Here is a 13,791-nt window from a genome sequence, read left to right as displayed (position 1 = left end):
TATCATGGCACATTTGACTTATTTTTAACCCTCTCCAATAGTCCATCGCAAGTGGCATTTGTTTTGCGGTCAAGTTGCCACTCAATTTTGCACCCGGGTGCATTTTAAATTTGCACCCGGGTGCAATGTGGCGGAAATATCAGAAACTTTGAGCTTCGGGAGTAACTATGTTGAATGGTGAAAGAAAAACGCCACGGCCTCTGCGTTGGGCGATGGTCGGCGGCGGGCGGTTGGGGCAGGTGGGTTATAAACACCGTTGCGGTGCATTGCGGGATAACACCGCCTTTGCGCTGGTGGCAGGGGCATTTGATATTGTGCCGGAGCGCGGCCGCGAATTCGGCGTCAATCTGGGGGTGGATGCCGATCGCTGCTATGACGATTACCGCACGCTGTTTGCTCAAGAGGCCAGGCGAGAAGACGGCATAGAAGTGGTGTCGGTGGCCACGCCGAATGGCACCCATTACCAAATTACCCGTGCGGCACTGCTGGCAGGGCTGCACGTGATTTGCGAAAAACCGCTGTTTTTCACCAGCCGGGAAGCCTACGAAATCAAGGCACTGGCGGCGGAAAAAAACCGCATTGTCGGCGTGACCTACGGTTTCTCCGGCCATCCGTTGCTGCTGCAGATGCGCGCCATGATTGCCAACGGGCAGATCGGTGAAGTGCGCATGGTGGATCTGCAATATACCCACGGTTTTAATGCCACCGACGAGGTCGATCGTCTCAGCGACGCGCAGAAATGGCGCATTGATCCCCAAATCTCAGGCCCGAGTTTTGTACTGGGCGATATTTCCACCCACACCTATTACCTGTCCCAACTGGTGATGCCGCAGATGCAAATCAGCGAACTGATTTGCGATCGGCAGAGCTTTATTCCCTCGCGTGCGCCGCTGGAAGACAACGCGCTGGTGATGATGCGCTATGCCAACGGCGCGGTGGGGCGCATGTGGGCCTCATCGGTCAATGCCGGTGCCATGAGCAGCCAGCGTATTCGCATCGTCGGCTCGAAGGCCAGCCTGGAATGGACCGATGTCAACCCCAGCGAGCTGAGTTACCAGGTGCAGGGGCAACCCAATCAGACGCTGTATCGCGGCATGCCCTATCTGGACGAAACCTGCAACGCCTGGGAGCGGCTGGGGGCGCTGCATACCGAGGGGCTGACCGAGTCCTGGGCCAACATCTACCTGAAATTCGCCCTGGCGATTGATGCCTGCAACCGGGGCGATCGGCAGGCGTTGGATCAACTGGTGTATCCGGACATCGACGCCGGGATCGACGGTGTGCGCTGGATTGAAAACTGCGTGCGCTCAGCCGATCAGGGTGCTCGCTGGGTAGCCTTTGAATGAACCTTTTTGCGGAGACATAACATGAAGCTTTCTTTCTGTACCGATAGTCTGGGCCACCTGCCGTTTGAAGCCATGTTGGATCGATTGGGCGAGTTAGGGGTGTTTGGTGTGGAAATGACCACCGGCGGCTGGTCTTCGGCACCGCATCTGGATACCGTGGCGTTATTGCAGGACGCCGGTAAGCGCCGACGGTTACTGGCGGCACTGGAAAGCCGCGGCATGAAGATTGCCGCACTGAACGTTTCCGGTAACCCGCTGGAGCCGGGCGTGTTGGGGGAAAAGCATCGCCACGATACCGACAACACGCTGGCGCTGGCCGCTGGCCTGGGGGTGAAGAAAATCGTCATGATGAGCGGATTGCCCCCTGCGGCGCCCGGCGACAGTATCCCCAACTGGATCACCTATACCGTCAGTTGGCCGCCGACGCTGAAAAACTGCCTGGATTATCAGTGGAACGAAGTGGCAATCCCCTACTGGCAACGGCTGGTGGAAAAGGCACAGGCGTTTGGCATCGAGAAATTTGCACTGGAGAACTTTAGCTCGATGCTGGTGTGGAACCCCGACACCTTGTTCAGGCTGCGTGACGCGGTGGGGCCGATGGTCGGGCTGAATCTTGATCCCAGCCACCTGATTTGGATGGGGGCCGATCCGATTGCCGTAGCCCGCCGTTTGGGGGACGCCATCCACCACGTGCACGGCAAGGACGTAAGGCTGGAAAGGGGCGTGGTGGCAGTCAACGGGCTGCTGGAAACCCGGCCGGTGGAGCAGGTGGCGGAGCGCGCCTGGAATTATGTGGCGGTCGGCTGCGGGCAGGATCTGCAGTGGTGGAAAGAGTTTTTCTCGGTGGTACGCATGATGGGCTATAACGACTGGGTGTCGCTGGAGATGGAGGATCTGACCATGTCGGTCGATGCCGGCATCAATACCTCGGTCGAGGCGTTAAAGCACTGTATCAGTCAGTAAACGGCATCCGTTGCTGTCCAGGGTCTGCCATTGTGCAGGCCGTGGATGGCAAAAGGCTGGCGAAAAAAACAGGTTAATAAAAGTGTGACGCATGTCGCATTTACCCTACCGATTGGTTAAAATATCGCTACTTCCCGCACCCGTCCGGATCCCGTTTAACATGGAACAAACTCAGGTCTCTCGCTCAACTGCCTGGTTGCGCGTGGTCATTCTTGCCGTTTCGGCCTTTATCTTCAATACCACCGAGTTCATTCCGGTCGGGTTGCTGAGTGATATCGCCCAAAGCTTCTCGATGCAGACCGAGCAGGTGGGGTTGATCATCACTATTTATGCCTGGATCGTCGCCGCCAGTTCGCTGGTGTGTATGCTGCTGACCAGCCGGATTGAGCGGCGCAAACTGCTGATCGGGGTATTTATCCTGTTTATCGCCAGCCATGTGTTGACCGCCGTGGCATGGAACTTCACCACGCTGGTGATTTCCCGTGCCGGTGTGGCGCTGGCCCATGCGGTATTTTGGTCGATCACCGCCTCGCTGGCGATCCGGGTCGCCCCCGCGGGTAAAAAGGCGCAGGCATTGAGCCTGTTGGCGGGGGGAACCGCGCTGGCGATGGTGCTCGGCCTGCCGCTGGGCCGTATCGTGGGTCAAATCCTCGGCTGGCGCATGACCTTTATTGGTATCGCCGTCTGTGCCACGCTGGCGTTGGTGCTGCTGTGGCGCTTGTTGCCGGTGCTGAAAAGCGAGCATTCCGGCTCGCTGGCCAGCGTGCCAATGCTGTTTAAGCGCCCGGCGTTGGTCAGCCTGTATATGCTGACCATCATTGTGGTGACGGCCAATTTTACCGCCTACAGCTATATCGAACCCTTTATTCAGACCGTGGCTGGGCTGTCGGAAAACTTCACCACCCTGATGCTGTTGCTGTTCGGTGCCGCCGGTATCATCGGCAGTCTGCTGTTTAGCCGTTTCAGCGAGCGTTTCCCGTCGGGCTTTTTCATCGGCGCCATCGCCTTATTGATGCTGAGCCTGCTGCTGCTGTTACCGGCCTCCGGTGATGAAAACCACCTGACGGTGCTGTTTGCGGTATGGGGCATGGCAATCATGGCAATTGGTTTGTCGATGCAGGCCAAAGTATTGAACCTGGCCCCGGACGCTACCGACGTGGCGATGTCGATCTATTCCGGGCTGTATAACTTCGGCATCGGTGCCGGCGCACTGTTGGGTAACCAGGTCAGCCAGTATCTGGGTATGGGCAACATTGGCTTTGTCGCTGCCCCGCTGGCGTTGATCGCCCTTGGCTGGTGCCTGCTGAACTTTTACCGTAGTGAACGCCTGCAACACCACCAAATCCGCTAACTTCCTGCGCTCTGATAGTGGGCCGCCGGCTCACTATCAGGCATCTCCCCACGGCTTAAATTTTCTCTCAGCAAAACAGATTGCTGCAGTTTTTTATGCTTAATTACCTTTCATAGCCTGCTAATTAAATATTTAACTCCGACGCTGAGCCTATAGCATAGAAAAATAATAATTATGTTATGACGAGGTTAATGGTGGGTGATTTTTTGGTTGCAGGAAGCGATGCGGTGGCCCAGTCACCGATCCATGAACAGGATTTGTCAGCAAGAATTGATGCGTTGCCGACCTCGGCCGGCCTGTGGAAGTTTATCGCTTTGCTGGCGTTGGGCGGTTTTTTTGAGCTTTATGACCTGTTCCAGACCGGTTATATCAGCACTGGTTTAATTGCCGAGGGGATATTCCATACCGGCGCGCAAGGCGTATTCGGCGTCTCCGACCAGGCGGCGTTTGCCTCGGCCACCTTCCTTGGCCTGTTTATCGGTGCCAGCCTGCTCAGCCCCTACGCCGACCGTTTTGGCCGCCGCACCACCTTTATGTTTGCGCTGGCCTGGTATGGCGTGTTTTCGCTGTGCCTGGCTTTTCAGCATCAGGCAGAGTGGGTGATCTTCCTGCGCTTTCTGGTGGGAGTCGGATTGGGTATTGAACTGGTCACCATAGATACCTATCTGACCGAGTGGGTGCCTGCGCATCTGCGTACCCGGGCCTTTGCCTTTTCGTTTTTCATTCAATTTCTGTCGGTGCCAACGGTCGCGTTGATGTCGTGGTGGCTGGTACCACAGACCATTTTGGGTCTGAGCGGCTGGCGTTATGTGGTGATCGCCGGTGCCGTGGCTTCGCTGGTGATTTGGCTGGTGCGTAAAGGCTTGCCGGAATCCCCGCGTTGGCTGGCGCAGCAGCGACGTTACCCGGAGGTCAGGCAGGTAATGCTGGCGATGGAGCGTCGTTGCGGTGTTACCCAGGTGACGGAATTCCCGTTGCGTGATGCCGAATCAGCGAGCGAAACGCCCGCGCAGGGAAGCTTTAAAGATATCTGGTCGCCTCGTTACCGGGGCCGCACGCTGATGCTGGTGGTGATGAATTTCTTCCAGGCGATTGGTTTCTTCGGTTTTGGCAACTGGCTGCCGGCCTTACTGGCCGGAAAGGGCGCTTCAATCACCCACAGTCTGCTGTACGCCTTCTTTATTACCCTGGCTTATCCGCTGGGATCATTGCTGTGCAGTCGCTATGCCGACAAGATGGAAAACAAATGGCAGATTGTTCTTTCCTGCCTGGTGACGGTGATTTTCGGCTCGCTGTTTGCCATGCAGAATAATCCCCTGTGGCTGATTCTGTGCGGGTTCTTCATTACCTGGTCCAATGCCTGGCTGACCTACAGTTACCACTCCTACCAGTCAGAAGTGTTCCCGACTTATATCCGCGCCCGTGCGGTCGGATTCTGTTATTCGTTCAGCCGATTGTCGACGGTATTCAGCAGCCTGATTATTGGCATGATCCTGCAATACGGCGGTTCGGTAGGGGTGATTGCGTTTATCGTTGCCAGCATGCTGATTGTGATGGTGGTGATCGGGGTGTTTGGTCCAAAAACTCGCGGTATCGATCTGGAAAATATCTGACCGAGCCACCCGGCGTTGCGCATTGAGACAACGCCGGGATCTTCATGCTGTTATTACTTAGGCCAGATCAAAACGATCGAGGTTCATTACCTTATTCCAGGCGGCGACAAAGTCGTATACAAAACTCGCCTGAGCATCCGAGCTGCCATAGACTTCCGCCAGCGCGCGCAGTTGGGAATGTGAACCGAAGATCAGATCGGCGCGGGTTGCAGTCCATTTGAGTGCGCCGGTTTGGCTATCCTGGCCTTCAAACACGCCATCTTCGCCTGCCGCTTTCCAGGTGGTGCCCATATCAAGCAGATTGACGAAGAAGTCGTTGCTCAGTGTCTGCGGCCGTTGGGTCAGCACGCCGTGCTGGCTCTGGCCAACGTTGGCGTTTAACACCCGTAGCCCGCCCACCAGTACCGTCATTTCCGGTGCCGTCAGCGTCAGCAATTGTGCTTTGTCGACCAGCAAGGCTTCGGCCGGAATGTTGAACTGGCGCTCCAGGTAGTTACGGAAACCATCGGCAACCGGCTCCATCGCTTCGAAGGAGTCGACGTCGGTCTGTTCTTGCGTGGCATCCATACGGCCCGGAGTGAAGGGCACGCTTACCGGATGACCGGCGTTGGCTGCCGCCTGTTCGACCGCCGCGGCACCTGCCAGCACGATTAAATCTGCCAGCGAGACGCGTTTGTTGCCCGACTGGGCATTATTGAACGCCTGCTGGATATCTTCCAGCTTGGCCAGCGTTTGCGCCAGTTGCGCCGGTTGGTTGATTGCCCAATCCTTCTGCGGCGCCAGACGAATGCGCGCACCGTTGGCACCGCCACGCTTGTCGGACCCGCGGAAAGTGGAGGCTGAAGCCCAGGCGGTGGACACCAGTACCGAGATCGGCAGACCGGAAGTCAGGATGCTGGTTTTGAGATCGGCGATATCCTGATCGTTGATCAACTGATGATCGACGGCCGGGATCGGATCCTGCCAAATCAGCTCTTCGGCTGGCACTTCCGGGCCGAGATAGCGGGCGCGTGGCCCCATATCGCGGTGGGTCAGCTTGTACCAGGCGCGGGAAAAAGCATCTGCGAGCTGGTCAGGATGTTCATAGAAGCGACGCGAAATCTTTTCGTATGCCGGATCGAAACGCAGCGACAGGTCAGTGGTTAACATGGTTGGGCGCTGTTTCTTCGCCGGATCGAACGCATCGGGAATGGTCTCGCCAACGTCTTTGGCCACCCACTGGTGGGCACCTGCCGGGCTTTGCGTCAGTTCCCACTCGTATTCGAACAGGTGTCTGAAGAAGTCGTGGTTCCACTGGGTCGGCGTGGTGGTCCAGGTGACTTCCAGGCCGCTGGTGATGGCGTCCTTACCTTTACCGGTACCAAAACTGCTCTGCCAGCCGAGGCCCTGTCGTTCGAGACCTGCGGTTTCCGGATCGTCACCCACATGCGAGGCCGGGCCCGCGCCATGAGTTTTACCGAAGGTGTGGCCGCCGGCGATCAGCGCCACGGTTTCTTCATCATTCATCGCCATTCGGGCAAAGGTCTCGCGAATGTCACGGGCGGCAGCGACCGGATCCGGGTTACCGTCCGGCCCTTCCGGGTTAACGTAAATCAGGCCCATTTGCACCGCTGCCAGCGGATCTTCCAAATCGCGATCGCCCGAGTAGCGGCTATTCTGACCGCCGCTCAGCTCCAGCCAGATTTTTTCCGACCCCCAATAGACGTCATCCGGCTCCCAGGTATCGGCGCGGCCGCCCGCATAGCCGAAGGTTTTAAAGCCCATGGATTCGAGTGCGACGTTACCGGTCAGGATAATCAGGTCGGCCCAGGAGATTTTGCGGCCGTATTTCTGTTTGATTGGCCACAGCAGACGTCGGGCCTTATCGAGGCTGACGTTGTCTGGCCAGCTGTTGAGCGGTGCAAAACGTTGCTGGCCTTCACCTGCGCCGCCACGGCCATCGCCGATACGATAAGTCCCGGCGCTGTGCCAGGCCATACGAATGAACAGGCCGCCATAGTGGCCGAAGTCTGCCGGCCACCATTCTTGTGAGTCGGTCATCAGGGCGTGCAGATCTTGTTTAACGGCGGCCAGATCCAGACTGTTAAAAGCTTTGGCGTAATCGAAGTCGGGGTCCATCGGGTCGGAGAGGGAGGAGTGCTGGTGCAGTGGCTTCAGGCTGAGTTGGTTGGGCCACCAGTCCTGATTCGAAGGGCCACGGCGTGGCGTGTTCGGTTTACCGCCACCCGAAAATGGGCATTTGCTTTCAGTTGTCATGATGCGCTCTCTGCTTCTGTAGGTTCGCTCGCCAGGCCCTGTCTGCAGTCCCTGGGGAGCCGTTAGCTTGATATCGCGGGCTAATGCTCGCGTCGGGTGTTGCGCTAATGGTTTGTCTAATCAACTGATTTTAAATAATAAGAAATGAGGCTTAGCCAACCGCTGATGGGGCTCGCACTGACACTCAGTTCTAAGCTTAGTCAGTGGATGCAGATAGATAAAATAGGAATGGTTGAATGTTGTAATAGTCTATGACTATTGAAATGGTATTAATTGATAGGGTCTTTATGGTGATAAGGCCGGACGGGTTTATCGAATAGTCAAAAATAGCATTATCACCTGCCAGCCAAATGGAATCATTCGTCCTCTATCTATAGGCTATTCCCCCTATAATTGCTGCACGGGTCTAAACTATCAGCTTTGAATATATGTATTTTTTGACTTGCCGATTAAACAGGATGAAAATAATTTATTAGTCATTGCCCACCACTATCACTAAATAAATCTATGCATTGATAATAAATATCGAAACCAGGGAATTTGCTTTCAGCCAATTCTGGAACCCAATAAAGAGGAGTTTGAATATTGAGTTAATTATACTCATTATATAAGGAGGGGTCATGCTTGGTAATATTCATAACGTTGATATCCGATTGTTACAGATATTTTTGACCATAGTGCAGTGTAATGGATTCTCGGCCGCTCAGGCACAGCTGAATATGAGCCAGTCCGCCATCAGTACATGTATGTCGACTCTGGAGACGCGTCTGGGCTTTCGCCTCTGTGAACGGGGTAAAAAAGGATTCAGTCTGACAGCGGAAGGGGAACAGGTGCTGTGTTATACACAACAACTGTTCGCCAAATTAGATGCTTTTGTTTTACAGGTTCATAACCTTTCAGGGCGGTTACGCGGCGAGTTAATGATCGGGCTGTTAGACAGCACATTGACGTTGCCCGAAGCAAAAGTAGTTGAGGCAATAAGACGTTTTTATCAGCGTAATCATGAGGTAAGTCTGCAGGTTTTTATTAAATCACCAACGGAACTTGAACAAGAAATTATCAGCGGCGAACTGCATGCGGCGATATCTTATATTGGACACAGATTAGAAAACCTTGAGTATATCGATCTCTTCAGTGAAAAAATTTCAATCTATTGCGGAAAGCACCATCCGCTGTATTTATCATCAAAGGTAACCTCCGAGGACTTACTGCGCTTCAGTTGGGTGAAGCGTGGCTATCTGATGCCGTCGGATTTGGTGCCTGTAATGCCACCACTAATCACTGCCACAGCCCACCAGATGGAGGCTGTCGCCTTACTGGTTTTGGCAGGGACACACATTGGTTATCTGCCGCAACATTATGCTCAGCAGTGGGTCGATAAACAGGAAATGTACTTGCTGAAATCTGAAGAATTAAGCTATGAGGTGAATCACTGCCTTATTCTTAACCGAAGTCGCCCGCATAATGAAGCACTCGAAGCCCTGGTTTCTGACATTCTTCTGGAACATGGATGACCCTACTAAAAATAATGCATATCTATATTACAACGCTTTCCGGTTAAACATTCATAAATTATAAAGTCAGCTTTGTTTTATATCTATTGTTAGCAATGTATTTCAGTCTTACGCTCAGTGGCACATCAGTAAATATTCAGATGGGTACAGTGGCTGGAATGCTGCTATCCGTAAAATGGGCGTTTTACCAAACATCGAGGGATATGAAATGAGAGATAAATTTCGCGCCAGACACTATCTTGCCATGCAGGATTATACAGCGGAAGAGATCCGTTATTTGGTCGAGCTGGCAGCTGATTTAAAACGCAAATGGACTATGCGTGAGCCACATGAATATTTACGTGGGCGTACCTATGGCATGATTTTCGAAAAAAAATCTACGCGTACCCGTAATTCCTTCCATGCCGCCGCAACGGCGCTGGGGGCTCAGTCTATCTATCTGCGCCCGGATGAAATGCAACTCAGCCGTGGCGAGCCAATTAAAGATACCGCACGCATTATTGATCGCTATTTTGATGGTTTGTATATCCGAACTTATGGACAGGAAATTGTTCAGGAGTTTGCGCAATACATGAAAAATCCGGTGATTAACGCGTTAACGGCGCTGGAACATCCTTGCCAGGGGCTGGCCGACCTTCTGACCATTAAAGAAAAATTTGGTGAATGGAAAGGGGTAAAAGTCTGTTATGCCGGCGATGTCTATAACGTCTGTCATTCCCTGATGATCGGCTGCGGCATGATGGGAATGGATATTTACGTTGCTGCCCCTGAAGGGTACGAACCCGTACCGGAAATTCTGGCCTGTGCGCAGCAACACGCGGCGAAAAGCGGTTCTAAAGTCATCGTGACCCGGGACTTCGACGAGGCGCTGCGTGGAGCTGATGTGGTATATGGCAACACCTGGCACAGCATGGGTGAAAACGAAGCCCAGAAAGAAAAGCGCATTCAAGACTTTATGCCGTACCAGATCAACGCCCAGGCAATGGCGAAAGCGCGTAAAACGGCGGTCTTCATGCATTGCCTGCCGGGTTACCGTGGCGAAGATATGACAGACGAAGTCATTGAAGGGCCACAGTCCGTGGTGTGGGATCAGGGTGAAAACCGCATGCACACCGTGAAGGCCGTTATGGTGGCTACGGCGGTCTAGCATTCCGGCTCAAAGGCGAGGGAGCCAAAATTCTGGCTCCTCCGCGTAATGCCGTCAGATATCACTTCTACTTTTAGTCGCCATCCGTACTTCACTAAGGAGTTTGTTATGAGCCAATCTGTGGAGAATAAAACACATCTAAAAAAAGCCATTACCTTCAATGGTTTCTTGGGGATGGGTATTGGCTGCGTGTTTGGTGCTTCCTGGTTGGTACTTACCGGCACCTGGCTAAGCACCGCCGGTGGCCCATCCAATGCGGCACTGGCCATTTTGCTCTGCCTTCTCATTGAGCTTCCCCTGGCGCTGGCTTATCTGGAAGCCATCTCGGCGGTTCCGTTGGCAGGCGGAGAGGCTGCGTATTCTTACCTTGCCTTCGGTAGTTTTGCCGCGATGATTGCCGGATGGTTCGGCGTGTTGGTGAATATCATTTTATGCGCCTGGGAAGCGCTGGCGATCACTACCATGCTGGGCTACCTGCTGCCTTCCATGAAGAGTGCGGCGATTCTCTATGAGGTCGGCGGGTTTGCGGTCAGTGCTCCATTATTGATTATCGGGCTGTTACTTGTCGCGGGGATCGGCATGATGCAGCACCGGGGGGTAAAACTTTCATCAACGTTACAGACGGTCATTACAGTGACTGTTTTAACCCTGGTTATCGTCTCGCTGATTGCATGTTCATTCTATATCAACCTTGAAAATCTCAGCCCGTTACAGAGCAAACCGACCTTTGCCGGCGTGGTGGCTCTGCTGGCGCTCCTGCCATTTTCTATTGCCGGATGGGAAACCATAGCCAAGGGGGCGGAAGAAGCCTCTGCCAGCCTAAGCCGTAAAAAAACTGCTCTCGCTTTGATTATCTCTCTGGTCATCGCCACCTTTATGTATCTGATTACCATGCTGGTTCCTTCGGCCATTGTGCCGTGGCAAAGCCTGATGACCATGGATATCCCCTTTGCTCATGCAGCAGAAATAGTGACAGGTACGCCAGTTTGGGGGTTGGTATTAACGGCGGCTGCTTGCTGCGGAGTCGTGGGTGTTTATAACGCCTGTTTTTATGGCGCAACTCGTTTACTCATGTATATGAGCCAGGTGGGTTTAATTCCGGCCGCTTTCTCCCGGTTGCACCCGGTTTACCATACGCCAACGGTAGCCATCCTTTTCGTTTCATTAATAGCCGCTTCTGCCTGTCTGCTGGGTAAAGCCGTGTTTCTCCCACTGGTCACCGTGGCCGCTTTTTCCTATATCGTCTTGTGGGGGTCAACGCTGTTTTCCGTGATGCGACTGCGGAAATTGCGCCCTGAGCTTCCGCGCCCACTTCCCACTCCGGGAGGAAAATTCACCCTGGCTGTGGGGGCCATTGTGACTCTGCTTATGGCTGCGGCCATGTTGGTTCCTGGCAGCCCGGCGTCGCTTAAGTGGCCCTATGAGCATCTGCTATTGGGTGTGCTGCTGGTGATTGGCATGATCCTCTATTTGTTGCGGGATAAATCTGTTTCCGGAGAAGAACAGGCCAAATTGATACTGGAAAATATTCCTACCGAAATAGTGAAAAAAGACTGACTACTCAATATAGGCATTCGGATTAATTCTGTACTCATATCGATGAAAATACCCTGAATGTATCTTGTGAAATAAAGATAATTAAGAGGTTAAAAATGGAAAGAAGCTATGTAAAAATGCAACTAATAGACTGAAGAAGGTTTTATTATGTCCACCAAAACATTTTTCATTCCAGCCTATTAATGTCATTACTGAAGACTGGCTGGAAAAAGGCGAGTCAGCCGATATTAGCGCATTTCGGCGCGAACATGATGCGCTGGTTCAGGCTTATCGTGAAAACGGCGTTGAAGTGGTATTGATGGATCCTGATCCTGACCTTCCTTATCAGGTTTATGCGCGCGATTTCGGTGCCTGTGTCGCGGAAGGCTTCATTATGGGGAGGTTCCGCGAACCTTGCCGGCAGGGGGAAACGGCAACTTATGAGGCCAAGATGAAACAGCTTGGTATCCCCTGCGTTGCACGCTGTACCAGTGGGGCATTTGAGGGCGGTGATTTCTGGATGATAGATGAGCACACTATTGCTCAGGGCGTGGTGGCAAGAACGGACTATGACGGCTACAAGAACATTGAACGCCAGATGTGGGAACTGGGTTACACCATGGTACCTATCTTCTGTAAACGTGAAAATCTTCACCTGGACATGTGCTTTAATATTGTTGCAGAGAAAGTCGCGGTCGTTTGCAAAGCCGCGCTTCCCGATGAGTTTTTAAATCTGCTTGCCAGAAGAAAATTCACCCTGATTGATGTTCCGCAACAGGGGGTATTCCGCCATCATTGTAATTTGCAGGCATTGGGTGATGACCGGGTACTGACCTTCAAAAATAATAAAGAGACCAACCAGCAACTTGCTGCTTTGGGAATTAAAACCATTGAAATTGAATTGGAGGAAATTCTCAAAGGTGGCGGTGGGCCTCACTGCATGACTTTCCCATTAGAACGGGCATGAAATAGTCAACCATCTAAAGGGGAGGGTAGGGCTTCCCCTTTCTTATCTGTCAGGGAACAGGAGAGGATAATTATGAGAATACTTATAGCATTAGGCGGCAATGCGCTATTAAAACGTGGGGAAGCCATGACTGCGGAAAACCAGCGGAGAAATATCGTTATAGCCTGTGAAGCTATTTCCCGTCTGGATGGCAAACACCAGATAATTATCAGCCATGGAAATGGGCCACAGGTAGGATTATTAGCACTGCAGTCTGAGTCCTACGCCGATAAAGTTGAGCCCTATCCTTTTGATGTTTTGGGCGCGGAAAGCCAGGGGATGATTGGTTACATGCTGGAGCAGGAGCTACGTAATCATATGCCCGGCAGGCAGGTTGCCTGTTTGCTGACTCAGGTAGAGGTTGATATCAACGATCCTGCAGTCAAACAACCCAATAAATTTATTGGGCCGGTTTATAACGAAGAACAGGCCAAAAAATTAATGCAGGAAAAAGGCTGGATAATAAAACCAGATGGTAAATATTACCGCCGCGTTGTTCCCAGCCCACAGCCATTGGCGATCGTCGAAATTGAGACATTACGCACGCTGGTAAACAATGATGTGATTGTTATTGCCGGCGGCGGTGGCGGTATCCCGGTCACCATCCTCAGTTCGCAAAGCCGTGGGCTGGAGGCCGTTATAGACAAAGATCGTTGCTGCAGCCTAATGGCTCAGCAGCTGGATGTTGACTTACTGATTATCGCGACCGACGTCAGCAGAGTTTTCACTGATTTTGGCACGGCGGACAGCAAAGCAATTAAAGCCGCTAATCCACACGCACTGCTTGAAATGGATTTTCCGGCAGGTTCAATGTGGCCCAAGATCCAGGCTACGTGTGAGTTTTCTATCAATAGCGGCAGATCGGCAGTGATCGGATCGCTGGAGGACATTGTTGATATGGTCGATGGACGGGCGGGAACCTTGATCAATAAAGATATTGATGGCGTGGCGTTTCACTGACGAGCACCTTAAAGCTCGTTGATTACACATGGGTGTACCAGATATTGGCACCGCGGCTATTCCGGGCCATCAGCCAAAGCGACATGGCAAAGGAGACAA

At 52.9% G+C, this 13,791-nt stretch carries 10 protein-coding genes; 9 read left to right on the top strand and 1 reads right to left on the bottom strand.

Annotated features, from left to right (window positions below; translation table 11 throughout):
- Positions 1-167 precede the first annotated feature (167 nt).
- From ACSOSI_RS17135 to ACSOSI_RS17120, 4 genes are all read left to right on the top strand, one after another.
- Positions 168-1,346 (top strand): Gfo/Idh/MocA family protein, encoded by a 1,179-nt coding sequence (locus ACSOSI_RS17135; protein WP_476705851.1) that lies wholly within the window; start codon positions 168-170, stop codon positions 1,344-1,346.
- Between the two features lie 21 nt (positions 1,347-1,367).
- Positions 1,368-2,309 (top strand): sugar phosphate isomerase/epimerase family protein, encoded by a 942-nt coding sequence (locus ACSOSI_RS17130; protein ID WP_012145911.1) that lies wholly within the window; start codon positions 1,368-1,370, stop codon positions 2,307-2,309.
- A gap of 160 nt (positions 2,310-2,469) precedes the next feature.
- A complete protein-coding gene (locus ACSOSI_RS17125; RefSeq protein WP_041418615.1) occupies positions 2,470-3,660 on the top strand; it encodes a sugar transporter in 1,191 nt (396 codons plus the stop codon).
- A gap of 179 nt (positions 3,661-3,839) precedes the next feature.
- A complete protein-coding gene (locus tag ACSOSI_RS17120) occupies positions 3,840-5,273 on the top strand; it encodes an MFS transporter (RefSeq protein ID WP_476705850.1) in 1,434 nt (477 codons plus the stop codon).
- A gap of 57 nt (positions 5,274-5,330) precedes the next feature.
- On the opposite strand, the gene katG is transcribed toward ACSOSI_RS17120, so the two are convergent.
- Positions 5,331-7,529, bottom strand: coding sequence for a catalase/peroxidase HPI (gene katG / locus ACSOSI_RS17115; RefSeq protein ID WP_476705849.1), 2,199 nt, complete (start codon positions 7,527-7,529; stop codon positions 5,331-5,333).
- A gap of 620 nt (positions 7,530-8,149) precedes the next feature.
- Here katG and ACSOSI_RS17110 point away from each other — a divergent pair.
- The 5 genes from ACSOSI_RS17110 (at position 8,150) to arcC (ending at position 13,692) form a co-directional block, all read left to right on the top strand.
- Positions 8,150-9,043, top strand: a complete 894-nt coding sequence (locus ACSOSI_RS17110) for a LysR family transcriptional regulator (protein ID WP_476705848.1) — start codon at positions 8,150-8,152, stop codon at positions 9,041-9,043.
- A 208-nt stretch (positions 9,044-9,251) separates the two neighbouring features.
- Positions 9,252-10,190 (top strand): ornithine carbamoyltransferase, encoded by a 939-nt coding sequence (gene argF / locus ACSOSI_RS17105; RefSeq protein ID WP_017893408.1) that lies wholly within the window; start codon positions 9,252-9,254, stop codon positions 10,188-10,190.
- A gap of 108 nt (positions 10,191-10,298) precedes the next feature.
- A complete protein-coding gene (locus ACSOSI_RS17100) occupies positions 10,299-11,747 on the top strand; it encodes an APC family permease (protein WP_012145905.1) in 1,449 nt (482 codons plus the stop codon).
- 130 nt (positions 11,748-11,877) lie between these two features.
- On the top strand, positions 11,878-12,693 hold the full coding sequence (locus ACSOSI_RS17095) for a dimethylarginine dimethylaminohydrolase family protein (protein WP_476707277.1): 816 nt from the start codon (positions 11,878-11,880) through the stop codon (positions 12,691-12,693).
- Between the two features lie 72 nt (positions 12,694-12,765).
- Positions 12,766-13,692: a carbamate kinase gene (gene arcC / locus ACSOSI_RS17090; protein ID WP_218216791.1), complete on the top strand. Its 927-nt coding sequence runs from the start codon at positions 12,766-12,768 to the stop codon at positions 13,690-13,692.
- Positions 13,693-13,791: the final 99 nt, after the last annotated feature.

This window comes from Serratia sp. AR11 (genome assembly GCF_056376275.1).
This window is presented reverse-complemented; position numbering and strand designations above follow the sequence as displayed.

What these genes read in the sequence shown, in the direction of transcription:
- ACSOSI_RS17120 (WP_476705850.1), top strand. Translation starts at nt 3,840, where the DNA reads ATGACGAGGTTAATGGTGGGTGATTTTTTGGTTGCAGGAAGCGATGCG.
- ACSOSI_RS17110 (WP_476705848.1), top strand. Translation starts at nt 8,150, where the DNA reads ATGCTTGGTAATATTCATAACGTTGATATCCGATTGTTACAGATATTT.
- argF (WP_017893408.1), top strand. Translation starts at nt 9,252, where the DNA reads ATGAGAGATAAATTTCGCGCCAGACACTATCTTGCCATGCAGGATTAT.
- ACSOSI_RS17100 (WP_012145905.1), top strand. Translation starts at nt 10,299, where the DNA reads ATGAGCCAATCTGTGGAGAATAAAACACATCTAAAAAAAGCCATTACC.
- arcC (WP_218216791.1), top strand. Translation starts at nt 12,766, where the DNA reads ATGAGAATACTTATAGCATTAGGCGGCAATGCGCTATTAAAACGTGGG.
- ACSOSI_RS17135 (WP_476705851.1), top strand. Translation starts at nt 168, where the DNA reads ATGTTGAATGGTGAAAGAAAAACGCCACGGCCTCTGCGTTGGGCGATG.
- ACSOSI_RS17130 (WP_012145911.1), top strand. Translation starts at nt 1,368, where the DNA reads ATGAAGCTTTCTTTCTGTACCGATAGTCTGGGCCACCTGCCGTTTGAA.
- ACSOSI_RS17125 (WP_041418615.1), top strand. Translation starts at nt 2,470, where the DNA reads ATGGAACAAACTCAGGTCTCTCGCTCAACTGCCTGGTTGCGCGTGGTC.
- katG (WP_476705849.1), bottom strand. Translation starts at nt 7,529, where the DNA reads ATGACAACTGAAAGCAAATGCCCATTTTCGGGTGGCGGTAAACCGAAC.